Source organism: Pseudomonas sp. LBUM920, assembly GCF_003852315.1.
GTDB lineage: Bacteria > Pseudomonadota > Gammaproteobacteria > Pseudomonadales > Pseudomonadaceae > Aquipseudomonas.
Genome location: NZ_CP027762.1, coordinates 6,051,868 through 6,074,488 on the forward strand (window position 1 = coordinate 6,051,868; position 22,621 = coordinate 6,074,488).

General features: G+C 60.7%; 19 protein-coding genes, 1 pseudogene and 1 riboswitch. Of the genes and pseudogenes, 11 read left to right on the plus strand and 9 right to left on the minus strand.

Translation table 11 applies throughout. The features are described 5' to 3' along the window. Nucleotides 1-3: 3 nt before the first annotated feature. Both epd and tkt read right to left on the minus strand, forming a co-directional pair. Nucleotides 4-1,059, minus strand: a complete 1,056-nt coding sequence (gene epd, locus C4J83_RS28125) for an erythrose-4-phosphate dehydrogenase (protein ID WP_124418632.1) — start codon at nucleotides 1,057-1,059, stop codon at nucleotides 4-6. A gap of 138 nt (nucleotides 1,060-1,197) precedes the next feature. Then, complete coding sequence (gene tkt, locus C4J83_RS28130; RefSeq protein WP_124418633.1) at nucleotides 1,198-3,195, minus strand: transketolase; 1,998 nt, start codon at nucleotides 3,193-3,195, stop codon at nucleotides 1,198-1,200. Between the two features lie 257 nt (nucleotides 3,196-3,452). Here tkt and C4J83_RS28135 point away from each other — a divergent pair, with 257 nt between their 5' ends. From C4J83_RS28135 to C4J83_RS28155, 5 genes and pseudogenes are all read left to right on the plus strand, one after another. Beyond that, nucleotides 3,453-4,448, plus strand: a complete 996-nt coding sequence (locus C4J83_RS28135) for an ArsR/SmtB family transcription factor (RefSeq protein ID WP_119737523.1) — start codon at nucleotides 3,453-3,455, stop codon at nucleotides 4,446-4,448. A 19-nt stretch (nucleotides 4,449-4,467) separates the two neighbouring features. Further along, nucleotides 4,468-5,658 (plus strand): methionine adenosyltransferase, encoded by a 1,191-nt coding sequence (gene metK, locus C4J83_RS28140; RefSeq protein WP_099234792.1) that lies wholly within the window; start codon nucleotides 4,468-4,470, stop codon nucleotides 5,656-5,658. A gap of 50 nt (nucleotides 5,659-5,708) precedes the next feature. After that, nucleotides 5,709-5,991: pseudogene (locus tag C4J83_RS30880) on the plus strand (hypothetical protein). A gap of 95 nt (nucleotides 5,992-6,086) precedes the next feature. Beyond that, nucleotides 6,087-7,751, plus strand: coding sequence for an NAD-dependent DNA ligase LigB (gene ligB, locus C4J83_RS28150; RefSeq protein WP_124418634.1), 1,665 nt, complete (start codon nucleotides 6,087-6,089; stop codon nucleotides 7,749-7,751). Between the two features lie 68 nt (nucleotides 7,752-7,819). Next, nucleotides 7,820-8,215, plus strand: a complete 396-nt coding sequence (locus tag C4J83_RS28155; protein ID WP_124418635.1) for a DUF1090 domain-containing protein — start codon at nucleotides 7,820-7,822, stop codon at nucleotides 8,213-8,215. 6 nt (nucleotides 8,216-8,221) lie between these two features. Here the strand turns inward: C4J83_RS28155 and C4J83_RS28160 are convergent, their stop codons facing one another. Next, nucleotides 8,222-8,671, minus strand: coding sequence for a c-type cytochrome (locus C4J83_RS28160; RefSeq protein WP_124418636.1), 450 nt, complete (start codon nucleotides 8,669-8,671; stop codon nucleotides 8,222-8,224). Between the two features lie 127 nt (nucleotides 8,672-8,798). On the opposite strand from C4J83_RS28160, the gene mltA reads away from it, so the two are divergent. Further along, complete coding sequence (gene mltA, locus C4J83_RS28165; RefSeq protein ID WP_124418637.1) at nucleotides 8,799-9,983, plus strand: murein transglycosylase A; 1,185 nt, start codon at nucleotides 8,799-8,801, stop codon at nucleotides 9,981-9,983. 315 nt (nucleotides 9,984-10,298) lie between these two features. Here the strand turns inward: mltA and C4J83_RS28175 are convergent, their stop codons facing one another. Next, nucleotides 10,299-10,685, minus strand: coding sequence for an MAPEG family protein (locus C4J83_RS28175; RefSeq protein ID WP_106575634.1), 387 nt, complete (start codon nucleotides 10,683-10,685; stop codon nucleotides 10,299-10,301). Nucleotides 10,686-10,880: 195 nt separating this feature from the next. On the opposite strand from C4J83_RS28175, the gene C4J83_RS28180 reads away from it, so the two are divergent. After that, nucleotides 10,881-12,140: a cation:proton antiporter gene (locus C4J83_RS28180; RefSeq protein WP_106575635.1), complete on the plus strand. Its 1,260-nt coding sequence runs from the start codon at nucleotides 10,881-10,883 to the stop codon at nucleotides 12,138-12,140. A gap of 41 nt (nucleotides 12,141-12,181) precedes the next feature. On the opposite strand, the gene C4J83_RS28185 is transcribed toward C4J83_RS28180, so the two are convergent. The 3 genes from C4J83_RS28185 to C4J83_RS28195 form a co-directional block, all read right to left on the minus strand. Beyond that, nucleotides 12,182-14,044, minus strand: a complete 1,863-nt coding sequence (locus C4J83_RS28185) for a DUF3857 domain-containing transglutaminase family protein (protein ID WP_124418639.1) — start codon at nucleotides 14,042-14,044, stop codon at nucleotides 12,182-12,184. Between the two features lie 66 nt (nucleotides 14,045-14,110). After that, nucleotides 14,111-14,995 carry a formate/nitrite transporter family protein gene (locus C4J83_RS28190; protein WP_106575637.1) on the minus strand — a complete coding sequence of 295 codons (885 nt, stop codon included), beginning with the start codon at nucleotides 14,993-14,995 and terminating at the stop codon, nucleotides 14,111-14,113. Between the two features lie 76 nt (nucleotides 14,996-15,071). Continuing rightward, a complete protein-coding gene (locus C4J83_RS28195; RefSeq protein ID WP_064454506.1) occupies nucleotides 15,072-15,476 on the minus strand; it encodes an acyl-CoA thioesterase in 405 nt (134 codons plus the stop codon). A gap of 198 nt (nucleotides 15,477-15,674) precedes the next feature. Further along, nucleotides 15,675-15,781: riboswitch (S-adenosyl-L-homocysteine riboswitch) on the plus strand. Between the two features lie 21 nt (nucleotides 15,782-15,802). On the opposite strand from C4J83_RS28195, the gene ahcY reads away from it, so the two are divergent. The 4 genes from ahcY (at nucleotide 15,803) to rhlE2 (ending at nucleotide 21,266) form a co-directional block, all read left to right on the plus strand. Then, on the plus strand, nucleotides 15,803-17,212 hold the full coding sequence (ahcY, locus tag C4J83_RS28200; protein WP_106575638.1) for an adenosylhomocysteinase: 1,410 nt from the start codon (nucleotides 15,803-15,805) through the stop codon (nucleotides 17,210-17,212). Nucleotides 17,213-17,390: 178 nt separating this feature from the next. Further along, a complete protein-coding gene (gene metF, locus C4J83_RS28205) occupies nucleotides 17,391-18,236 on the plus strand; it encodes a methylenetetrahydrofolate reductase [NAD(P)H] (protein ID WP_106575639.1) in 846 nt (281 codons plus the stop codon). Between the two features lie 130 nt (nucleotides 18,237-18,366). Then, nucleotides 18,367-19,158, plus strand: coding sequence for a substrate-binding periplasmic protein (locus C4J83_RS28210; RefSeq protein WP_106575640.1), 792 nt, complete (start codon nucleotides 18,367-18,369; stop codon nucleotides 19,156-19,158). A gap of 221 nt (nucleotides 19,159-19,379) precedes the next feature. Beyond that, nucleotides 19,380-21,266, plus strand: a complete 1,887-nt coding sequence (gene rhlE2, locus C4J83_RS28215) for an RNA helicase RhlE2 (protein WP_106575641.1) — start codon at nucleotides 19,380-19,382, stop codon at nucleotides 21,264-21,266. A 68-nt stretch (nucleotides 21,267-21,334) separates the two neighbouring features. Here rhlE2 and C4J83_RS28220 read toward each other — a convergent pair whose 3' ends face one another. Continuing rightward, on the minus strand, nucleotides 21,335-21,931 hold the full coding sequence (locus C4J83_RS28220) for a YceI family protein (RefSeq protein WP_106575642.1): 597 nt from the start codon (nucleotides 21,929-21,931) through the stop codon (nucleotides 21,335-21,337). Between the two features lie 32 nt (nucleotides 21,932-21,963). Then, entirely contained in the window at nucleotides 21,964-22,515 is a 552-nt protein-coding gene (locus C4J83_RS28225; RefSeq protein ID WP_106575643.1) for a cytochrome b, read from the minus strand. Nucleotides 22,516-22,621 lie beyond the last annotated feature (106 nt).

The following is a 22,621-nucleotide window of genomic DNA, read 5'->3' on the forward strand; positions in this document are numbered from 1 at the left end:
GAATTACTGTTGAGGTTGTGTGGAGGCGATGTGCAGATAATGTTCGGCAACATCCAGCATTCGGTTGGCAAACCCCCATTCGTTGTCGAACCAAGCCAGGATGTTCACCAGCCTGGGGCCGGAAACGCGGGTCTGGCTGGCATCGACAATCGCCGAATGCGGGTCATGGTTGAAATCGCAACTGGCATGCGGCAACTCGGTGTAGGCCAGCAAACCCTTGAGCGGGCCGCTGGTGGCGGCGTCGCGCAGAATCCGGTTGACCTCCGTCGCGTCAGTGTCGCTGACAGTCTGCATGGTGATGTCCAGGCAAGACACGTTCACCGTTGGCACCCGTACGGCTTTGGCTTGAATTCGCCCGGCAAGTTCCGGTAACAATCTTTCGATACCTCGCGCCAGGCCGGTAGACACCGGAATCACTGACTGAAAGGCCGAACGCGTGCGGCGCAGGTCTTCGTGGTGATAGGCGTCGATGACCGGCTGGTCGTTCATCGCCGAGTGAATCGTGGTGATCGACACATAATCCAGGCCAATCGCCTGATCCAGCAGGCGCAACAGCGGCACGCTGCAGTTGGTGGTGCAGGAGGCGTTGGACACCAGCAGCTCATTGCCGGTCAGGCAATCCTGGTTGATGCCGTAGACGATGGTGGCGTCGACATCCGTTTCGCTGGCCATCGGCTGGGAAAACAGCACACGCGGTGCGCCGGCGTCGAGAAAACGCTGGCCATCGGCACGGGTGTGGTAAGCACCGGAGCATTCCAACACCAGGTCGACGCCCAGCGCCGCCCAGTCGATGCCCTCGGGGGTGGCACTGCGCAGGACTTTCACGCAGTCGCCATTGATATGCAGACAGTCGCCTTCAACGCGCACTTCGCCGGGAAACCGGCCATGGGTGGAGTCAAAGCGTGTCAGGTATTCGATGCTGGCCATGTCGGCCAAATCGTTGATCGCGACAATTTCAAACCCGGCCGCCGCCCCTCGCTCAAACAGAGCACGCAAGACGCAACGACCAATGCGGCCGTAGCCGTTGAGTGCAACTTTGTAGGGACGCGGTTGGGGCATGGGGTTCTCGATCAATGTTAGTTCGGTGTTGAATGCTCTGACGCTATCGCGGGCAAGCCCGCTCCCACATTAGACCGCGATCCAAATGTGGGAGCGGGCTTGCCCGCGATAGCGCCAGTGCAGACAACGCAGACTGACTTAGTCTTCCAGCAGCTCTTCAGCCTGACCCAGGATGTTTTCCAGGGTGAAACCGAACTCTTCGAACAACGCTGGCGCCGGCGCCGACTCACCATAGGTAGTCATGCCGATTACGCGGCCTTCCAGGCCCACGTACTTGTACCAGTAGTCGGCGTGAGCCGCTTCGATGGCAATACGCGCGCTGACCTGCAACGGCAGAACCGATTGCTTGTAGTCGGCGTCCTGAGCTTCGAACAGGCTGGTGCACGGCATGGACACAACGCGCACGTTGCGGCCCTGGGCCGTCAGCTTGTCGTAGGCCTGAACGGTCAGGCCGACTTCGGAACCGGTGGAGATCAGGATCAGCTCCGGCTCGCCAACGCAGTCCTTGAGCACGTAGCCACCACGGCTGATCGCAGCGATCTGCGCGTCGGTACGCACTTGGTGCTGCAGGTTCTGACGCGAGAAAATCAGCGCCGAAGGGCCGTCCTTACGCTCAATGGCATGCTTCCAGGCCACGGCAGATTCGACCGCGTCGGCTGGGCGCCAGCAATCCAGGTTAGGTGTGGTACGCAGGCTGGTCAGTTGCTCGACCGGCTGGTGCGTCGGGCCGTCTTCGCCCAGGCCGATGGAGTCGTGGGTGTACACATGGATCACGCGCTTTTTCATCAGCGCGGCCATACGTACGGCGTTGCGCGCGTATTCCATGAACATCAGGAAGGTTGCGCCGTAAGGCACCAGGCCGCCGTGCAGGGACACGCCGTTCATGATGGCGCTCATGCCGAACTCGCGCACGCCGTAGTACATGTAGTTGCCGCTGGCGTCTTCGGCCGAGACACCTTTGCAACCTTTCCACAGGGTCAGGTTGGAACCGGCCAGGTCAGCCGAACCGCCGAGGATCTCAGGCAGCAACGGGCCAAAGGCGTTCAGGGTGTTCTGGCTGGCTTTACGGCTGGCGATGGTCTCGCCCTTGGCCGCCACTTCGGCGATGTAGGCCGAGGCTTTTTCCGAGAAGTCGGCAGGCAGGTCACCGGCCAGGCGGCGTACCAGTTCGTTGGCCAACTCAGGGAATTCGGCGGAGTAGGCCGCAAAACGCTGGTCCCACTCGGCTTCGGTCGCCAGGCCTTTTTCCTTGGCGTTCCACTCGGCATAGATGTCAGCCGGGATTTCGAACGGGCCGTGGTTCCACTTCAGCGCTTCACGGGTCAGGGCGATTTCCGCGTCACCCAGTGGGGCGCCGTGGCAGTCTTCTTTACCTTGCTTGTTCGGCGAGCCGAAACCAATGGTGGTCTTGCAGCAGATCAGGGTCGGCTGCTCGCTCTTGCGGGCGGTGTCGATGGCGGTCTTGATCTCTTCCGGATCGTGGCCGTCGACGTTACGGATCACTTGCCAGTTGTAGGCTTCGAAACGCTTCGGGGTGTCATCGGTGAACCAGCCTTCGACTTCGCCGTCGATGGAGATGCCGTTGTCATCGTAGAAGGCAATCAGCTTGCCCAGGCCCAGGGTACCGGCCAGGGAAGCCACTTCGTGGGAAATGCCTTCCATCATGCAGCCATCACCCAGGAACACATAGGTGTGGTGATCGACGATGTTGTGACCAGGGCGGTTGAACTGCGCGCCCAGGACTTTTTCAGCGAGTGCGAAGCCAACAGCATTGGCCAGGCCCTGGCCCAGCGGACCGGTGGTGGTCTCGACGCCTGGGGTGTAGCCGAATTCCGGGTGACCCGGGGTGCGGCTGTGCAGCTGGCGGAAGCTCTTGAGGTCATCGATGGTGACGTCGTAGCCGGTCAGGTGCAGCAGCGAATAGATCAGCATCGAGCCATGGCCGTTGGACAGCACGAAGCGGTCACGGTCGGCGAACGACGGGTTGCTCGGATTATGTTTCAGGTAGTCACGCCAAAGTACCTCGGCGATATCCGCCATGCCCATCGGGGCACCGGGATGGCCGCTGTTGGCTTTTTGCACGGCATCCATGCTGAGGGCACGAATGGCGTTGGCACGCTCACGACGGCTGGGCATCGCTGATCTCCTGGGGTTGCTTAAAAGAAACGGAAAAAAGGATCGGCATTTTCCCTCAGCCACCGCCTGCGGGCAATCACAGATAGTCACTTGAGGTGTTTTTCCTGCGGATTGCCCGCTAATCGCTTGCAGAAAAGCCTGACCGCTTCGTTTAAAGGTTATAGCGGCTGCTTATAACTACCGATTATCGACCAATATCAAAACTTTTTGATATTGGCCTTGCGGGGATATCCACCCGTCACTAGACTGCTGGCCTTATGAACCTACCCGTGCCCTCCCTGCGTCCTGACGACGGCGATGAACTGGCAGCCTTGTGCAAGGCCGCTGGTGATCCGTTACGCCTGAACGTATTGCGCGCACTGGCCAACGACTCTTTCGGCGTACTGGAATTGGCGCAGATCTTCGCCATTGGCCAGTCCGGCATGAGCCACCATTTGAAGGTCCTGGCCCAGGCTGACCTGGTGGCCACCCGCCGCGAGGGCAATGCGATTTTTTACCGCCGCGCCCTGCCCCACACCGAGCTGCTCGGCGGCAAACTGCACGCCGCGCTGCTGGAAGAGGTGGACAGCTTGAGCTTGCCCGGCGACGTGCAGTCGCGCATCAGCCAAGTTCACGGACAACGCGCTGCCGCCAGCCAGGATTTTTTCTCACGGGTCGCCGAGAAGTTTCGCGCCCAACAAGACCTGATTGCCGGCTTGCCGCAATACCGCGAAAGCGTACTGGCGCTGTTGGACAAACTGGGCTTCAGTCATTCGGCCACGGCGCTGGAAGTCGGCCCTGGCGATGGCGGTTTCCTGCCGGAGCTGGCGCGCCGCTTCAAGCAGGTGACGGCGCTGGACAACAGCCCGGCGATGCTCGAACTGGCGCGCCAGTTGTGCGAGCGCGAGGCGCTGGGCAATGTCAGCCTGCAGCTGGCGGACGCGTTGAACGACACAAACCTGCGGGCCGATTGCGTGGTGTTGAACATGGTCTTGCACCATTTCGCCGCCCCCGCCGACGCCCTCAAGCAGATGGCAAATTTGCTGCAACCCGGCGGTAGCCTGCTGGTCACAGATTTATGCAGCCACAACCAGAATTGGGCCAAGGAGGCCTGCGGTGATCTCTGGTTGGGTTTTGAACAGGACGATCTGGCCCGTTGGGCCACCGCTGCGGGACTCGTTCCCGGGGAAAGCCTCTATGTAGGTTTACGTAATGGTTTCCAGATTCAGGTCCGCCATTTTCAGCGGCCGGCTGGCGACACTCACCATCGGTAAATATCAGGAAAACATCGAGATGAGCGAATACTCCCTTTTCACCTCCGAGTCCGTGTCTGAAGGGCATCCGGACAAAATCGCCGACCAGATTTCTGATGCGGTGCTGGACGCCATCATTGCTGAAGACAAGTTCGCCCGTGTGGCGTGCGAGACTCTGGTGAAAACGGGCGTGGCGATCATCGCCGGTGAAGTCACCACCACCGCGTGGGTCGATCTGGAACAGATCGTGCGCGACGTTATCACCAAGATTGGCTACAACAGTTCCGACGTCGGCTTCGACGGCGCGACCTGCGGCGTGATGAACATCATCGGCAAGCAGTCGCCCGACATCAACCAGGGCGTGGACCGCGCCAAGCCTGAAGATCAGGGCGCTGGCGACCAGGGCCTGATGTTCGGCTACGCCAGCAACGAAACCGAGGTGCTGATGCCGGCGCCGATCACCTTCTCGCACCAGCTGGTGCAACGTCAGGCCGAGGCCCGCAAAAACGGCCTGCTGCCGTGGCTGCGTCCGGATGCCAAGTCCCAGGTGACCTGCCGTTACGAAGGCGGCAAAGTCGTGGGTATCGACGCCGTTGTACTGTCGACCCAGCACAACCCGGACGTGTCCTACGCCGACCTGCGCGAAGGCGTGATGGAGCTGATCGTCAAGCACGTGCTGCCGGCCGAACTGCTGACCAAGGACACCCAGTTCCACATCAACCCGACTGGCCAGTTCATCATCGGTGGCCCGGTGGGCGACTGCGGCCTGACCGGCCGCAAGATCATCGTCGACAGCTACGGCGGCATGGCCCGTCACGGCGGCGGCGCGTTCTCGGGCAAAGACCCGTCCAAGGTTGACCGTTCGGCGGCCTACGCCGGTCGTTATGTGGCCAAGAACATCGTTGCGGCCGGCCTGGCCGAGCGTTGCGAGATCCAGGTTTCCTACGCTATCGGTGTAGCCCAGCCTACGTCGATCTCGCTGAATACCTTTGGCACCGGCAAGATCAGCGACGACAAAATCGTCAAGCTGGTGCGCGAGATCTTCGACCTGCGTCCATACGCGATCACCACCATGCTTGACCTGCTGCACCCGATGTACCAGGAAACCGCAGCCTACGGCCACTTCGGCCGTACCCCTGCGCAGAAGACTGTCGGCGACGACACCTTCACCACGTTCACCTGGGAAAAAACCGACCGCGCCAACGACCTGCGCACTGCCGCCGGCCTGTAAGCACGCGCTACCCCAAAAGCCCCGCCGGGTTCGTCCGGCGGGGCTTTTTATTGCCTGCGCGACAGGCATCACACGTTTCTGAGTACCCGACTGAGCGACAAAACCGGCGACTGCCAGCCGCACGCCAAAGACCGGCAAAGCAAAATTGACGTGGCGCAGGCCAAGAACGACGTGCTGAGCGTGAAGGCTTTTAAAGCCGCACGAGAGCAGGTCAACAAAGGTTGTAACAAACTGGCCGAGTCTTAAGCCAAAGTCGACGCCAGGCAGCAAACACAGGAAGCCAAGATGAATAAGAACGATGCGGTGAAAGCGTTGGGCGGCCTGTTCAAGTAATTCGAAACACCCGGTAAAAAGCCCCGCGCTGTCGGGGCTTTTTTGTGGTCGCCTGGATCACTTAGGCTGGGCGCCCCTTCCGAGCAAGGATGCTCATGATGCGTTTATTGATTGCTCTGTTACTCAGTGCCTTGCCCTTTCTGGTGTGGGCAGAAGACTGTCCCGAGGACGCCCGATCACAGGTCGGCGCGCTGGCCAGGCAGATCACGCTGTGGGATGACAGCTACCACCGGCTCGGCCAATCCCCGGTGAGCGATGAGCTCTACGATCAGGCGCGCCACCGCCTGGACCACTGGCGAACGTGTTTCCCCAAAAACGGCCTGACGGCTGACAAGCCACTCGCGAGTTCGCGGGGCACGCGGCCTCACCCGGTCGCGCATACCGGCCTTGAAAAGTTACTGGATGAGCAGGCTGTCGACGAATGGCTCAAGACGCGGCAAGACGTATGGATTCAACCCAAGGTCGATGGTGTTGCGGTGACGCTGGTCTATCGCCAGGGCCGGTTGAGCCGGCTTATCAGCCGGGGTGACGGACGCTTCGGCCAGGATTGGTCGACTGCCGCACGCCGGATCCCCGGGATTGTCCAGCAACTGCCGGAGCCCATCGACCTGGTGCTGCAAGGCGAACTCTATTGGCGCCTCGACGCTCATGTGCAGGCGAAACAGGGCGGGCTGAATGCTCGCAGCAAGATGGCCGGGTTGATGAACCGCCTTCAGTTGAGCGACACCGATGCCGCGGGGATCGGGCTCTTTGTCTGGGCCTGGCCTGACGGCCCGACCGACTTCAACGAGCGCCTGACCACCCTCTCACGCTGGGGCTTCACCGATAGCCATCGCTACAGCCAGCGCATCCAAAACATCGCTGAAGCCTCACACTGGCGCAGTTACTGGTACAACCATCCCCTACCGTTTGCCAGCGATGGCGTGGTATTGCACCAGGCTGTGCATGCGCCCGGCAAACGCTGGCAAGCCAGCGCTCCCTACTGGGCGGTCGCCTGGAAATACCCGGCCGCCAAGGCACTCGCGCTGGTGCGTAACGTGCGGTTCAACATCGGCCGCACCGGGCGTATTACGCCCATTCTTGAGCTGGAGCCGGTACGGCTGGATGACCGGCATATCCACCGCGTGAGCGTCGGCTCCCTGAAACGCTGGCAAGTGCTGGATATTCGCCCCGGCGATCAGGTGTCCATCAGCCTTGCCGGCCATGTTATCCCCCGCTTGGAGCACGTGATCCTGCGCAACGAGAACAGGGTGGAAGTACGAGTGCCCGATGCGCGTAATTTTCACGCCTTGAGCTGTTGGCAACTGGACCCTGGTTGCGAGGAGCAATTGCTGGCCCGCCTGACCTGGCTGAGCGGCAACCAAGGCCTGGCCATGCCGCATATTGGCCGCGAAACCTGGAACATATTGATCCAGGCCGGTCTAATCGCCGGCATTCTCGATTGGTTGACCCTGGATGCGGCAGAGCTTGCTAACATTGACGGCTTCGGCGAACGCAGCCGCGCGCGGGTGCTCGATAGCATTCAAAACGCTCGGCAACGTCCCTTTGCACAATGGCTCAAAGCCTTGGGTGTACCGCCCTCGGCACGTAACGACCTGGACGGCGGCTGGCAGACCCTGGCCGCCAGAGACACCCAGGCCTGGCTGGCCACCGATGGCATCGGCCCGGGCCGCGCAGCGCAATTGAGCGCCTTTTTTCGCGACCCGCAAGTACAGGCGTTGGCTCAGACACTCCGCGAGGCGGGGATAGACGGGTTCTAACCTGGCCCGACCATTTTTTAACCTACGGCAGAATTCATCCTGCCATTTGATTGCACCCTGGAGCCTTTATGAAATTTCTTGCCCCTTTTGCCTTGTTAACGGTTGCAAGCTTCATGGCGACACCCCTGCTGGCCGCTGAAGAGGTGCCGGAACTCACCGGCTGCGCCGCCAAGCGCCAAGCCATCAGCGCTCAGATCGAACAAGCCAAGGCCCACGGCAACAGCGAACAACAGGCTGGCCTGGAAAAAGCCCTGAGCGAAGTCACCGCCAACTGCACCGACGCATCCCTGAGGAAAGAACGCGAAAACAAGGTGCTCGACGCCAAGCACGAAGTCAGCCGCCGTCAGGCCGACCTCGACAAGGCGATGAAAAAGGGTGACGCAGACAAGATCAACAAGCGTAAGGACAAGTTGGCGCAGTCACGCAAAGAGCTGCAGGACGCTGTTGAAGAACTCGACCAGTAAACCCGGTCAGTGATCCCGAAACTGTTTATGGCAAGCCGTGCAGGCATCTTCGACTTTCTGCACCGCAGGCCCCAGGTTGCTGGCTTTGTAAGGCTGCACCTGGCTGGCGATCACCAGTTCACCGGTGGCCGTTTCAAGGTTTCGGGCCAACGCCTGGAACCGTGCCTGCTTTTGCCACACGCTGTCCTTGGCGCTGGTGTGATCTTCTTCGCGCACGCTCGGGAAATGCTTCCACGGTTCGTGGGACAACGCGTCAAGCTTGACCGCGCCTTCGGCGAACTTCGCGCCATCGAAAGGGATGCGCCCACGCAACATGCCGCCCAGGTCTTCGCCGGTCTTGAGCATTTGCTTGAAGATTGCCTTGCGCTGACCCAGGGGTGAATTCGGATCAACACCGCCACAAGCGGATAACGTCAGGCAGGCCAGCAATACAGCGGTCAGTCTTTTAAAAGTCATGATGGCTTCAGGTCACGGGAACGGCGGCCAGTATCCTCGCCCCGCCCGTAAAGACCAATAGCCCTATTAATAATAAGGGTTGCCCAAACGCGCTGCGGCGCGGGCAATCGCTTCAGGAAGTGTTTGTATGAATGTCACCTTGAAACCCTGGAGCCGCCGCCTGGCGTGGGCTCTGCCGATCATTGCACTGCTGGCCGGCTGCGATGGCAACAAAGACGCCGGCAAAGATGAAACCGTTAAACCCCATGCCGTCGCCACGTATGTGAGTGCACCGTGGGAAGCCTTGCCGGCTGTTTCCGACAGCGACCTGCTGGCCGGGTTTGAGTCCTGGCGCAGCGCCTGCCAACGCCTGAAGGCCGACCCGATCTGGGGTGCGACCTGTGCAGCAGCGACCAGCGTGCCGGGCAACGCGCCGGCGGTGCGCAGCTTTCTCAAGGAGCGCCTGGACGTATTCGGCCTGCGCTCGGCCGACAACACGCCGAACGGCCTGATCACCGGCTACTACGAACCGGTCTACCCCGGCAGCCTGACCGAAACCGCCACTGCCCATGTGCCGGTGTACGGGGTGCCGGATGACCTGATCATCGTCAACCTGGAAAGCATCTACCCGGAACTCAAGGGCAAGCGCCTGCGCGGCCGCCTCGAAGGGCGTGTGCTCAAGCCATATGACGACGCCAGCACCATCAACGGCCAGGGCTCCACCGCCAAGCCGATTGCCTGGCTGACCAACCCGATGGACCTGCAGTTCTTGCAGATTCAGGGCTCGGGCCGCATTCAACTCGCCGGCGGGCGCCAACTGCGTGTGGGGTATGGCGACCAGAACGGTTACCCGTACCGCCCGATCGGCCGTTGGCTGGTGGAGCAAGGCGAGCTGAAAAAAGAAGACGTGACCATGGGCGCCATCAGCGCCTGGGCCAAGGCTAACCCGCAACGTATTCCACAACTGCTGGCGAGCAACCCCAGCTACGTGTTTTTCAGCGCGCGTCCGGACAGCAATGAAGGCCCGCGCGGCTCACTGAATGTGCCGCTGACGGCTGGCTACAGCGTGGCGGTGGATCGCAAGGTGATTCCGCTGGGCAGCCTGTTATGGCTGTCGACCACCAAACCTGACGGCTCGCCCATTGCCCGACCCGTGGCCGCACAGGACACCGGCGGTGCAATCACCGGCGAAGTGCGCGCAGACTTGTTCTGGGGCACCGGTGATGCAGCGGGCGAGTTGGCGGGGAATATGAAGCAGCAGGGCCAGATCTGGATGTTGTGGCCCAAAGGCGCAGCGTTGCCACACGTGCCGGATGCACCTGCCGGTACCTGAGTGCTTACTGATAGGCGCGACTCATGGTGCTGAGCACGCGTGTGTGGCGAGCGGGCTGGTGTGGCTAGCAGACCTAATGTGGCGAGCGGGATTGATGTGGCGAGCGGGCTTGCCCCGCGTTGGGCTGCGAAGCGGCCCTAAAAATACACACCGCGTTCTTTCTGAAAGAACTCGGCGCTTTTAGTGGGGCCGCTTTGCGCCCCAACGCGGGGCAAGCCCGCTCGCCACCACAAGCCTGCTCCACACCCATTCCGCTCGGCACGACAAACGGGCTCGGCACAACAAGCCAGCTCACACGAGAAATTGCATCAGGCCTTAGATCGAGACAAAAAAGAAACTCGCAATCAATGCCATGCCCAATGCCCAGACCAGCGAACGCAGCATCGCCCAGTCCGCCAGGTAGCAAATGATGTACAGCAGCCGACTGGTGATAAACAGCACCGCCAGCACATTGATGGTCACCAGTGACGCCGTGCCGGCCAAGTGCGCAATGATCACTGCCGCCGCAAACGCCGGCGTCACTTCAAAGCTGTTGAGTTGTGCACTGTGAGCGCGCTTGGCGAACCCATCAAGGGTGTCCAGGAAAGCCCGAGGGTCATGGTTCTGCCGAGGCCCGAACTTGCCGCCGCTGAACTTGGCCACACCCGTGCACAGATAAGGCAGGAAAATTGCGATCAACACACACCAGAAAGCCACCGTCATCACTGATTCCTTTTGTAGTTTTAGCCAGCGGTTAGAGTTTTAGCACTAAAAATGCCACACCGCACTTAACCGCTATGAACCGCGCCACCGCCAAAGGTTCTACCGGCCTTTTGCCCCATGGCCTGCAACATCCCGCCACTGCTGCGGTCCATCCACCCATTAACCAACGCACACTCCACCTTCCAAGGACCCCGGATGCTTGAACTTGTCGCCGCCTTCATTTGCCTCACCACCCTGCTCACGTATGTGAACTTCCGTTTTATCGGCCTGCCGCCCACCATCGGCGTGATGGTCACCGCCCTGCTGTTCTCACTGATCCTGCAAGGCCTGAGCTTCATCGGCTACCCAGGCCTGGAGGAGCGTATTCAGCAATTGATCGGCCAGATCGACTTTGGCGATCTGTTGATGAACTGGATGCTTTCGTTCCTGCTGTTCGCCGGCGCCTTGCACGTCAACCTGAATGACTTGCGCAGTTATCGCTGGCCCATCGGTCTGTTGGCAACCTTCGGCGTGTTGATTGCCACCGTGGTCATCGGCAGCCTGGCGTTTTACATTTTTGCCCTGTTTGGCTGGCACGTGAGTTTCCTCTACTGCCTGCTGTTCGGCGCGCTGATCTCGCCCACCGACCCGATTGCGGTGCTGGGCGTGCTGCGAACGGCCAATGCATCGAAACCGCTGAAAACCACCATCGTCGGCGAATCGCTGTTCAATGACGGCACCGCGGTCGTGGTGTTTACCGTGCTGCTGGGCATCGCGCAGTTGGGTGAAACGCCAACCGTCGGCGCCACGGCCATGCTGTTCGCCCATGAAGCGATTGGCGGCGTGGTGTTCGGCGGGCTGATCGGCTACCTGGTGTACTTGATGATCAAAAGCATCGAGCAGCACCAGATTGAGGTCATGCTGACCTTGGCGCTGGTGATCGGCGGCTCGGCGCTGGCCACCGAACTGCACGTCTCGGCACCGATTGCGATGGTGGTTGCCGGCCTGATCATCGGCAACCTGGGCCGCAAGCTGGCGATGAACGACATGACCCGACGCTATCTGGATGGTTTCTGGGAGTTGCTCGATGACATGCTCAACGCCCTGCTGTTCGCGTTGATCGGCATGGAGCTGTTGCTGTTGCCGTTCAACTGGCTGCACGTATTGGCGGCCAGTTTGCTGGCGGTGGCGATCCTGCTTTCGCGCCTGCTGACCGTGGCCCCGGCGATCCTGTTGCTGCGCCGCTGGCGCACCGTACCGCGAGGCACTATCCGTATCCTTACCTGGGGCGGCCTGCGTGGCGGGGTGTCGGTAGCATTGGCACTGGCCTTGCCGTTGGGGCCGGAGCGCGACTTGTTGCTGAGCATCACCTACATCGTGGTGCTGTCGTCGATCCTGCTGCAGGGTTTGAGCATCGGCAAGCTGGTCAAACACGTGACCAAGGATGAACCGGCTCCGCAGGCCGAGACCCACTGATGGACACGGGCGGCGAGCTGACTTCGCCGCCCGCATTACGGTCAGAGGGTCTGCACAATGATCTGGCTTTTCAGGTCATTGAACATCGCCTCGATCATCGGCTGCATCGCCTTGAACCACGCAGGGCTGCACACCGCTTCGGGATGACTGAACGCCAGGGTGCGGGAAACCAGTACGGTGTTGCCGCTGCGCTCGTAACGGGCGTCGTAGGTAACATCCGCGCCCTTAAGCGAAACGGTCTTGGGCACCGCCAGAATATTCACCCCTTCGGGAAACTCGAAGCGGGCCTTTTCAATACTCTGGTTGGCGAAACAGCTGAAGTTCTGCAGCCGCTCCTTTTCCACCGACAGGGCCTGCACGTCCTGAGCAATATTGCTGCCCAGCCGACTGAGGGCCGGCACGCCGATCGGCCCCGGTAGGTTGACGAGGTTTTCCGTGCGCCCGGCCAACGTGGTATTGAAGCCGGACGCATCCCCGTCGAGTGCATCTGTTTGCAGCGCACCGCTGCCCGCCAGGCCATGGCTGCGTAGCGTTTTCTGAATGATCTGCTCACGCTCCGTCGGCGGCAGCGACCTGATACCAAAACGCATCGCTTCCGTGCGCCAACCTTCGGCCAGAGACGTTTGGGTAAAATCCGCCGCGCCCGTGTCATCGATCTTGAACACCAACTCACTGGACAACTTGCCAGCTTGAGTGGCCGGGGTACGCGCCATCTCGCCGGTGCGCGTCAACAACACTGGCTTATCCAGGTCCTGCAGCGGCAGGTAACCGGCGGCGATGAAACGGGCGGTAGAGTCCAGGTATAGGTCAAGGCTGGGCACATAGGTGATCACATGGTTGATCACACGTAACGCGGCCACCGTGGGTAAGGTGTAGGCATTGCCCAGGTTGATCAGCGCCGGCGAGCTGTCGATGGCCACGGCCTTCAGCATGGCTTCGAGCAAGGCCACATGGTCCTTGCAGTCGCCGTAACGGTTATCCAGCACGGACTGCGCCGAGTGTGGCACCACGCCGCCGGCATCGATGTACACCGCCACATAACGGATGTTCTTGCGCACCCAGTCACTGAGCGCCAGGGCTTTGGCCCGAGGCGTTGGCTGGTCGGCCGTGAGCGTGTGCGCCAACTCAGTGATTTGCGGCGTCACCTCGACCTGGGCCCGTGCCTGGTACGCTTTGGCCAGGTCTTGGTAGTTTGCAAAGGTCGAAACGGCGAGGATTTGGCCATAGTCGGTGTAGGCCACAGCACTCTGCTCAGGTCGGAGTTTGTCAACCGGCACATAGTCCCAACGGTAGACCTTGCGCCCGGCCGTGGCCTGCGCAGGGGCCGCCTTGAAACCCCGAGCCTCGGCATACAAGGGTTTGTCGGCCGGCAGGTCATAGGTCAGGCTGTAATTTTGGGTCTGGCTCAGGCTCGGCGTGGCGAAGTCAGTGAACTCGCCGGGGAATAACGCCGTCTTGCGCGTTCGTGTGTAGCGCAGGCTCAGACGATCCCCTACCGCCACCTCAGGAAAAATCACCACTTTGACCCGTGAGTCCTGAAACATCGGGGCATTCGCCGACGCCTGCTCCTGTTGCTCCCTGATCTGCGGCGCGTTGACCCTCACTTTGCGCCCGTCGGGCTTGAGCGTGAAGGCTTCGACAATCTCCAGGCTGTCCAGCGAGCGGTTGTAACTGACCGCCTGCTGGGCACTGAACCTGATGGCTCGCTCTTCGTTGATCAACGTGACCTTATCGGCCTGCAGCACATAACTGCCGTCGGCGTTGATCACGTAGTGTTGAGTATTCTTTTCGATGGTCACCGAGCGATCCGCCGCATCGTCCCTGGCCTGCGCCATGCCGAACACGCCCAGCGCCACGATCAGCGCGCACCCATTGCGCACCCGTAAAAAAGGGGAAGCCCGCATAAAGATCCTTCTTTCATGAATGGAAAGCCGCGCAGCGACTTTGCCATTCATTTATGACGAATCGGCTTACCGCTCTTTGTTGACCTGCTGGGGGTGGCGCGGGTCTGCGGTCTCGCCCGGTAAACTGTTTTCGCTGCGAATCTGTGCGTGGCTGATCAGCGCAAAGATGAAACTGCCGCCGATGATGTTGCCCGCCAGCGTCGGCCCGGCGAACACCAGCCAGAAATCCTTCCACGGCAGTTCGCCCGCAAACACAAGGTACGAGACTTCCGCCGACCCGACGACGATATGGGTGAAGTCACCCAGCGCCATCAGGTAGGTAATCAGGATGATGATGAACATTTTCGCGCTTTCCATGGACGGGATCATCCACACCATGGTGGCGATCATCCAGCCGGAAATAATGCCCTTCGCGAACATCTGGCCGGGGTCGTTTTCCATGACTTTGCGACCGATTTCGAGGAAGGCCATGTCGGTCTTGGTGTCGAAGATCGGCAAATGCAGCATCACATACGCCACCAGCAAGGTGCCGCACAGGTTGCCCACCAGCACCACTGTCCACAGGCGCAGCAAGCGTCCGGCGTTGGCCAGGGTTGGCTTGCTCATCACTGGCAGCACGGCCGTCAGGGTGTTTTCGGTAAACAACTGCTGACGGGCGAGGATCACCGCCAGGAAACCTGCGCAGTACCCGAAACTGGCGATCACTTTGAACCCTTCGCCGTCCGGTAGCCGCGAATTGAGCAGGCCCATGCCCATCAACGACAGGCCCATGGTCAGGCCGGCGGCCAGCGCCGACCACCACAATGCGGCCACGGTGCGTTCCAGTTCCTGATCGCCCTGGGTGCGGATAATTTCATGCAGAACCGCCGCGCGGGGCGGCTGGTTCTTGTCGACGTCGTGCTGTTCTTCCTGCGACAGATTAGGGGTCTTGCCGTCTGCTTGCGTAGCCATGGTGATACCTGAACGGGGGGCGTTGTTCAGGTACGACCTTTGACCTATCAATAGCGTTCACTGGCCAGCGGCAGGATTAGTCCTTGATGCCGTCTTCCTGGAACTGGTCCTTCACGTACTTGATCTCAGTGCGACCGTGGGGCGCCGGCAAGCCGTCTTCGCCGAGGTTGACGAAGACCATTTTTTCTACGGTCAGGATGCTTTTGCGCGTGATCTTGTTGCGCACTTCGCAGGTCAGGGTGATCGAGGTGCGGCCGAACTCGGTGGCGGTGATGCCCAGCTCGATGATGTCGCCCTGGCGCGAGGCGCTGACGAAGTTGATTTCGGAGATGTATTTGGTCACCACGCGCTGGTTGCCCAATTGCACAATCGCGTAAATGGCCGCTTCTTCGTCGATCCAGCGCAGCAGGCTGCCGCCGAACAGGGTGCCGTTGGGGTTGAGGTCTTCGGGTTTTACCCATTTGCGGGTGTGGAAGTTCATGGTCACTCCAAAGCGTATTGCGAAATGATGGGCAACATCATGGCAGAGCCCAGGCCCAACCTCTATGAGCCGTTGCCTATCAAGCCCATGAGCGATCTTCATATGCCCGACAGAAAGGCTTGGGAAGTCTGGCGCACACAGCTATAATCGCCACCGCTTCAAAACGGTCATCTCTGATTGATACCGTTCTCCCGCCACCTGTCCGAGGGGCGCTGCAGCAGGCTCGACCTGTCAGGCTCGGATGGGGCGTTGTCAGGCCTGGTTTATCGGGTTTGATACTAAACGCACAACGGCGCCCATTCGCACACTACGAATGGAGGCTCTTCATGAGCGCTGTAATCACGCCTGCAGATTTCACCGACTACAAAGTTGCCGACATGTCCCTCGCTGCCTGGGGCCGTCGCGAAACCTTTATCGCCGAATCCGAAATGCCTGCCCTGATGGGCCTGCGTCGCAAATACGCCGCTGAGCAACCGCTCAAGGGCGCGAAGATTCTCGGCTGCATCCACATGACCATCCAGACAGCCGTGCTGATCGAGACCCTGGTCGCGCTGGGCGCCGAAGTGCGTTGGTCGTCCTGCAACATTTTCTCGACTCAAGACCAGGCCGCTGCTGCTATCGCTGCTGCCGGCATCGCGGTCTATGCCTGGAAAGGCGAGACCGAAGAAGAGTATGAGTGGTGCCTGGAGCAAACCATCCTCAAAGATGGCAAGCCATGGGACGCCAACATGATCCTCGACGACGGCGGCGACCTGACTGAGCTGCTGCACAAGAAGTACCCGCAGATCCTCGACCGCGTCCACGGCGTGACCGAAGAAACCACCACCGGCGTGCACCGCCTGCTGGACATGCTGGCCAAGGGCGAGCTGAAAATCCCGGCCATCAACGTCAACGACTCGGTGACCAAGAGCAAGAACGACAACAAGTACGGCTGCCGTCACAGCCTGAACGATGCCATCAAGCGCGGCACCGACCACCTGCTGTCGGGCAAACAAGCCCTGGTGATCGGCTACGGCGACGTGGGCAAGGGTTCGTCCCAGTCCCTGCGTCAGGAAGGCATGATCGTTAAAGTCTCCGAAGTTGACCCGATCTGCGCCATGCAAGCCTGCATGGACGGCTTCGAAGTGGTTTCGCCGTTCATCAACGGCCAGAACGACGGCACCGAAGCGAGCGTCGACAAGGCCCTGCTGGGCAAGATCGACCTGATCGTGACCACCACCGGTAACGTGAATGTTTGCGACGCGAACATGCTCAAAGCCCTGAAAAAGCGCGCTGTGGTGTGCAACATCGGTCACTTCGACAACGAAATCGACACCGCTTTCATGCGCAAGAACTGGGCATGGGAAGAAGTGAAGCCGCAGGTGCACAAGGTTCACCGCACCGGCGCTGGCGATTTTGACCCACAGAACGACGACTACCTGATCCTGCTGGCTGAAGGCCGTCTGGTTAACCTGGGCAACGCCACTGGCCACCCAAGCCGCATCATGGACGGTTCGTTCGCCAACCAGGTTCTGGCGCAGATCTTCCTGTTCGGCCAGAAGTACGCCGACCTGTCGCCTGCCCAGAAAGCCGAGCGCCTGACCGTGGAAGTGCTGCCCAAGAAACTCGACGAAGAAGTGGCCCTGGAAATGGTCCGCGGCTTTGGCGGCGTAGTGACTCAACTGACCAAGACCCAGGCCGACTACATCGGCGTGACGGTTGAAGGCCCGTTCAAGCCGCACGCTTACCGCTACTGATATGCCTGCTGCCTGCTCCCCTTGTGGGAGCGGGCTTCTAATGTAGGAGGGGGCTTGCCCCCGATAGCGGAATGTCAGTTAACAACTATGTCGACTGATACATCGTCATCGGGGGCAAGCCCCCTCCCACATTGACGGAGTACATCTCCCGGTTTTATGAGTTTTCAAGGGTATTACCATGTCCCAAGACCGTCGCTACAGCTTCGAGTTCTTCCCGACCAAGACCGATGCTGGGCATGAAAAACTGATGGCGACTGCCAAGCAGTTGGCCAGTTACAACCCCGACTTCTTCTCCTGCACCTACGGCGCCGGCGGTTCGACCCGTGATCGCACGATCAACACCGTGTTGCAGCTGGAAAGCGAAGTCAAAGTTCCCGCCGCTCCGCACTTGTCGTGCGTGGGCGACAGCAAAGCCGACCTGCGCGGCCTGCTGACCCAGTACAAGCAAGCCGGCATCAAGCGCATCGTCGCCCTGCGTGGCGATTTGCCGTCCGGCATGGGCATGGCCAGCGGTGAGCTGCGCTACGCCAATGACCTGGTGAGTTTCATCCGTGAAGAAAGCGGCGATCACTTCCATATCGAAGTGGCGGCGTACCCGGAGATGCATCCCCAGGCACGCAATTTCGAAGACGACCTGCAGAATTTCGTGCGCAAGGCCAACGCCGGCGCCGACAGCGCGATCACCCAGTACTTTTTCAACGCCGACAGCTATTTCTACTTCGTCGAGCGTGTACGGGCCATGGGCGTGAACATCCCGATCGTGCCGGGCATCATGCCGATCACCAACTACAGCAAGCTGGCGCGCTTCTCCGACGCTTGCGGCGCTGAAATCCCGCGCTGGGTGCGCAAGCAACTGGAAGCCTACGGCGACGACGTCAAGAGCATCCAGGCGTTTGGCGAGCAGGTCATCACCCAGATGTGCGAACAACTGCTGCAAGGTGGCGCGCCAGGGTTGCACTTCTACACCCTGAACCAGGCTGAACCGAGCCTGGCCATCTGGAACAACCTCAAGCTGCCACGCTGAGGCTTGCTCCGTGACTCAAAGGCCCTCGTCAATACGAGGGCCTTTTTGTTTTAAATGCGCCACATCAACGTGCCCGCGAATGCTTGCGCCAGAGCTTCTCTTTAGCGCAAGAGCGTCGTAACCTCAGGGCATGCCTGTCATTCTCAAGTTGTTGACTGCTGTGTTTTTTACTTGCCTGAGCCTCACCGCTTACGGTGAGAAACTGCGCATTGTCACCGAGCCCTGGGCCCCCTACGTCTACGACGACAAAGGCAGCATGCGCGGGCTGGATTACGAAACCACGGTGACCGTGTTCCAACGCCTGGGCGTGGACGTGCAATGGCAATTCCTGCCCTGGAAGCGCTGCCTGGCGATGCTCGACCAGGGCCACGCCGATGGCGCACTGGACATCTTTCACAGCCATGAGCGCGACGCCCTGCTGCTTTACCCCAGCGAGCCGCTGTCGGATGTCGAGTTCGTGCTGTTCTACGCCAACGACCGCCCCCATCCGGCCGAAACCCTCGATGATCTGCGCGGGCTCACCGTCGGTACATCCCCTGGCTACCTCTATGGCGAAGATTTCAGCGAGTCGACCTTGTTCAACCGCGAGCCGGCGCCCAGCCATGAGGCCAACTTCGGCAAGCTGTCGCTGGGGCGCATCGATCTGGTCATTACGGACCGCCGAGTGGGCCAGCATGTGATCAAGGCCATGGGCCTGGAGGGCAAGGTCAGCCAGGCACCCGTGGTAGTCAGCCGCCAGCCGCAGTTCCTTGCCGTGCGCCGTGGCGCCGGCATGGATTTGCTGGTGCAGCGCTTCGCCGCCGAGCTCAAGCGCTTCAAACAAGAGCCGGCCTACGCCGACTTGAGCGCAAAATACGGCGGAATCCAGGCCATTACGGCCTCTGAACACACCGTTGAGCAGCAGGAAAGCAGCGCGCCGTGATTGCTCTGTTATACTCCGGCCTTTCCGCCAGGCTCACGCCCGGCCGCTGAGGTCTTGAAAAAGGCACCTAACCCAGCTACTGCGCAGCTTTCAGCCCGCGCGAGCCGGTGGAGTGCCCGCCAGACGCAGCAGGACCGGACGGGGTTGCGCTCCCCTAAGCGCCATTCACGCCCGGCAAGATTATCCCTTTGGGCCAAGCCCTAACTAAAACAGGATTACTCATGTCCTTTGCTTCCCTCGGTCTCTCCGAGGCTTTAGTCCGCGCCATCGAGGCAGCGGGCTATACCGAGCCTACTCCGGTGCAACAGCGGGCCATTCCCGCCGTGTTGCAAGGTCGCGACCTGATGGTTGCGGCTCAGACAGGTACTGGTAAAACCGGTGGTTTCGCCCTCCCGATTCTGGAGCGCTTGTTCCCCAACGGTCACCCGGACAAATCCCAGCGTCACGGCCCGCGCCAACCGCGCGTACTGGTCCTGACCCCTACCCGCGAACTCGCCGCCCAAGTGCACGACAGCTTCAAGCTGTATGCCCGCGACTTGAAGTTCGTCAGCGCCTGCATCTTCGGCGGCGTCGGCATGAACCCACAGGTTCAGGCCATGTCCCGCGGTGTTGACGTGCTGGTCGCCTGCCCGGGTCGTTTGCTCGACCTGTGCGGCCAAGGCAGCGTTGACTTGTCCCACGTGGAAATCCTCGTGCTGGACGAAGCCGACCGCATGCTCGACATGGGCTTTGTCCATGACGTGAAAAAGGTCCTCGCGCGCCTGCCGGCCAAACGTCAGAACCTGCTGTTCTCGGCAACGTTCTCCCAGGACATCACTGCCCTGGCCGGCAAGCTGCTGCACAACCCGGAACGCATCGAAGTCACGCCGCCGAACACCACGGTCGAGCGGATCGAGCAACGCGTATTCCGCCTGGCTGCCAGCCACAAGCGTGCGCTGCTGGCCCACCTGATCACCGCCGGCGCCTGGGAACAAGTGCTGGTGTTTACCCGCACCAAGCACGGCGCCAACCGCCTGGCCGAGTACCTGGACAAGCACGGCCTCACCGCCGTCGCCATCCACGGCAACAAGAGCCAGAACGCGCGCACCAAAGCCCTGGCCGATTTCAAGGCCGGTGAAGTGCGCATCCTGGTCGCCACCGACATCGCCGCGCGCGGCCTGGATATCGACCAACTGCCACACGTGGTCAACTTCGAGCTGCCAAACGTCGACGAAGACTATGTGCACCGTATCGGCCGTACTGGCCGTGCCGGGCGTTCGGGCGAGGCCATTTCGCTGGTCGCCCCGGACGAAGAAAAACTGCTGAAAAGCATCGAGCGCATGACCAAGCAGAAAATCGCCGACGGCGACCTGATGGGCTTCGATGCCAGCGCCGTAGAGGCTGAAAAGCCTGAAGTGCGCGAGCGTCCGGATGTGCGTAACCCACGCAACCCACGCGGTCCGAAGGGCGATGGCCCGAACGGCGGCGGTGGTGGCGGTGGCCGTCGCGACAAAGGCAAGGACAAAGGCGGCAAGGACAAAGCGCCCACCAACGGCCGTGGCGAACGCCCAGCCCGTGAGCAAAAGCCGCGCGAAGGCACCCCGGCCCGCGAACAGCGCCAGCCAAGCCAGCCGCCACGCGCCGCCGCCGACCGCGCCCCGGACGAGTTCCTCGACGACGACGTGGACAACTTCGGTAACCGCGTCGACTACGTGCCTCAGGCCAAACCGGCCCAGGGCCGTGGCCGTCGTCCAGGTGCACCGGCACAGGGTGCAGGCGCAGCCGCTCCACGTGGCGGCCAGCCGCAGGGCGGCCGTCAGAATGGTCCGCGCAACAGCAGCGGCGGCACCACCGGCACGCCACCTGCCAAACGCAGCGGCCCACGCAATGGCGCACCGCGTGACGGTCAAGCCCGTCGCGAAGACTCGCGCAGCAACAACCGCCGCCCGGCCCGTGACGACCAGCCACGCTCGTCCGAACCTGCCGTGCAGAACCCGCGCGGTGGCCCGGCGCCGAAGATCATCCACAAGGAGTCGAAGGCTGACCGCTTCCCGACACCCGAGCAGTTGGATCAACTGCCAGGCCGTCCTCGTGGTGAAAAACCGGCGTTGCTGACCCGCAACCGCTGATTTTCAACGCGCCATAAAAAATGCCCCGCATCCAAAGATGCGGGGCATTTTTGTGTGCGAGGCGAAAATTACTTCGCTTTCACACCTTCAAACGTCACGTACAACTCAACCGAGTTGGACGCTGGACCCAGGTCCATCTGCTTGCCGAAGTCCTGGCGATTGATGGTGGTGGTGCCTTCGAAGCCGGCACGGTAGCCGCCCCATGGATCCTTGCCTTCACCCAGGAACGTGGCCTTGACCACTACTGGCTTGGTCACGCCCAGCAGGGTCAGGTCGCCTGCTACGTCAGCAGTGACTTTGCCATCAGCATTCTTGCCGGTTGGCGTGACCTTGGTGGACACGAACTTGGCGTCGGCAAACTTGGCAACGTCCAGGAAGTCTTTGCTGGCGATGTGCTTGTCACGTTCGGCGTGGTTGGTGAACACGCTGGCGGTGCGCACGTTCACTTCGATCTTGGCGTCTTCAGGCTTGGCAGCGTCGAAGCTGAACTTGCCGTCCAGGTCCTTGAAGGTACCGGTGATGTAGCTGTAGCCCAAGTGGCTGATCTTGAAGTCGACAAAGGCGTGCTGGCCTTCTTTGTCGATCACGTAGTCAGCGGCCATCGCTGAACCGGCGGACAGCAGGGCAGAACCGATTGCCAGAGCGGCGAGTGTCTTTTTCAACATGCTTTCTATTCCTTGTGAGTCGAGGTTGAACATCAGGCTTTGCGCCCCAGCATTCGCAGGAGGGTCGCATCACGATCGATAAAGTGGTGTTTCAATGCAGCCACGCCGTGCAAACCGGCAAAGACCACCAACACCCAGGCAAGGTACAAGTGCACCACACCGGCGGTGTCTGCCTGGTCCGGTAGTCCGGAAACCACGGCAGGAATCTCAAACAGGCCAAACACCGGGATACCGACACCGTCTGCGGTGGAAATCAGGTAACCGGCAATCATCACGGCAAACAGCCCGAGATACAGGAACGCATGGCCAAACGCAGCGCCCAAACGGGTCAAACGACTGTAGCTGGCCAGCGGCGGTGGTGGCGGGCTGACCAAACGCCAGACGATGCGCACGAGCATGATGGCGAACAGCGTGATGCCGATGCTCTTGTGCAGGTCGGGCGCGTCTTTGCGCCAGGCGCTGTAGTAGTCGAGACCGACCATCCACAGGCCCAGCGCGAACAAACCAAACACCACCAGGGCCACGCCCCAGTGCAAAACCATGCTGACCCAACCATAGCGGGCCGGTGAATTACGTAGCTGCATGTCCCAAATCCCGTAAGAACTGTGCCCAAGACTAGCGATTTACCTATCGAATTAAAGCGGAAAATTTCGCTTTGAAATATCGAGAAATACGATCAAGAGGTTATGC

Coding starts and splice junctions, on each gene's coding strand:
- epd (WP_124418632.1), bottom strand. CDS start 1,059: ATGCCCCAACCGCGTCCCTACAAAGTTGCACTCAACGGCTACGGCCGC.
- tkt (WP_124418633.1), bottom strand. CDS start 3,195: ATGCCCAGCCGTCGTGAGCGTGCCAACGCCATTCGTGCCCTCAGCATG.
- C4J83_RS28135 (WP_119737523.1), top strand. CDS start 3,453: ATGAACCTACCCGTGCCCTCCCTGCGTCCTGACGACGGCGATGAACTG.
- metK (WP_099234792.1), top strand. CDS start 4,468: ATGAGCGAATACTCCCTTTTCACCTCCGAGTCCGTGTCTGAAGGGCAT.
- ligB (WP_124418634.1), top strand. CDS start 6,087: ATGATGCGTTTATTGATTGCTCTGTTACTCAGTGCCTTGCCCTTTCTG.
- C4J83_RS28155 (WP_124418635.1), top strand. CDS start 7,820: ATGAAATTTCTTGCCCCTTTTGCCTTGTTAACGGTTGCAAGCTTCATG.
- C4J83_RS28160 (WP_124418636.1), bottom strand. CDS start 8,671: ATGACTTTTAAAAGACTGACCGCTGTATTGCTGGCCTGCCTGACGTTA.
- mltA (WP_124418637.1), top strand. CDS start 8,799: ATGAATGTCACCTTGAAACCCTGGAGCCGCCGCCTGGCGTGGGCTCTG.
- C4J83_RS28175 (WP_106575634.1), bottom strand. CDS start 10,685: ATGACGGTGGCTTTCTGGTGTGTGTTGATCGCAATTTTCCTGCCTTAT.
- C4J83_RS28180 (WP_106575635.1), top strand. CDS start 10,881: ATGCTTGAACTTGTCGCCGCCTTCATTTGCCTCACCACCCTGCTCACG.
- C4J83_RS28185 (WP_124418639.1), bottom strand. CDS start 14,044: ATGCGGGCTTCCCCTTTTTTACGGGTGCGCAATGGGTGCGCGCTGATC.
- C4J83_RS28190 (WP_106575637.1), bottom strand. CDS start 14,995: ATGGCTACGCAAGCAGACGGCAAGACCCCTAATCTGTCGCAGGAAGAA.
- C4J83_RS28195 (WP_064454506.1), bottom strand. CDS start 15,476: ATGAACTTCCACACCCGCAAATGGGTAAAACCCGAAGACCTCAACCCC.
- ahcY (WP_106575638.1), top strand. CDS start 15,803: ATGAGCGCTGTAATCACGCCTGCAGATTTCACCGACTACAAAGTTGCC.
- metF (WP_106575639.1), top strand. CDS start 17,391: ATGTCCCAAGACCGTCGCTACAGCTTCGAGTTCTTCCCGACCAAGACC.
- C4J83_RS28210 (WP_106575640.1), top strand. CDS start 18,367: ATGCCTGTCATTCTCAAGTTGTTGACTGCTGTGTTTTTTACTTGCCTG.
- rhlE2 (WP_106575641.1), top strand. CDS start 19,380: ATGTCCTTTGCTTCCCTCGGTCTCTCCGAGGCTTTAGTCCGCGCCATC.
- C4J83_RS28220 (WP_106575642.1), bottom strand. CDS start 21,931: ATGTTGAAAAAGACACTCGCCGCTCTGGCAATCGGTTCTGCCCTGCTG.
- C4J83_RS28225 (WP_106575643.1), bottom strand. CDS start 22,515: ATGCAGCTACGTAATTCACCGGCCCGCTATGGTTGGGTCAGCATGGTT.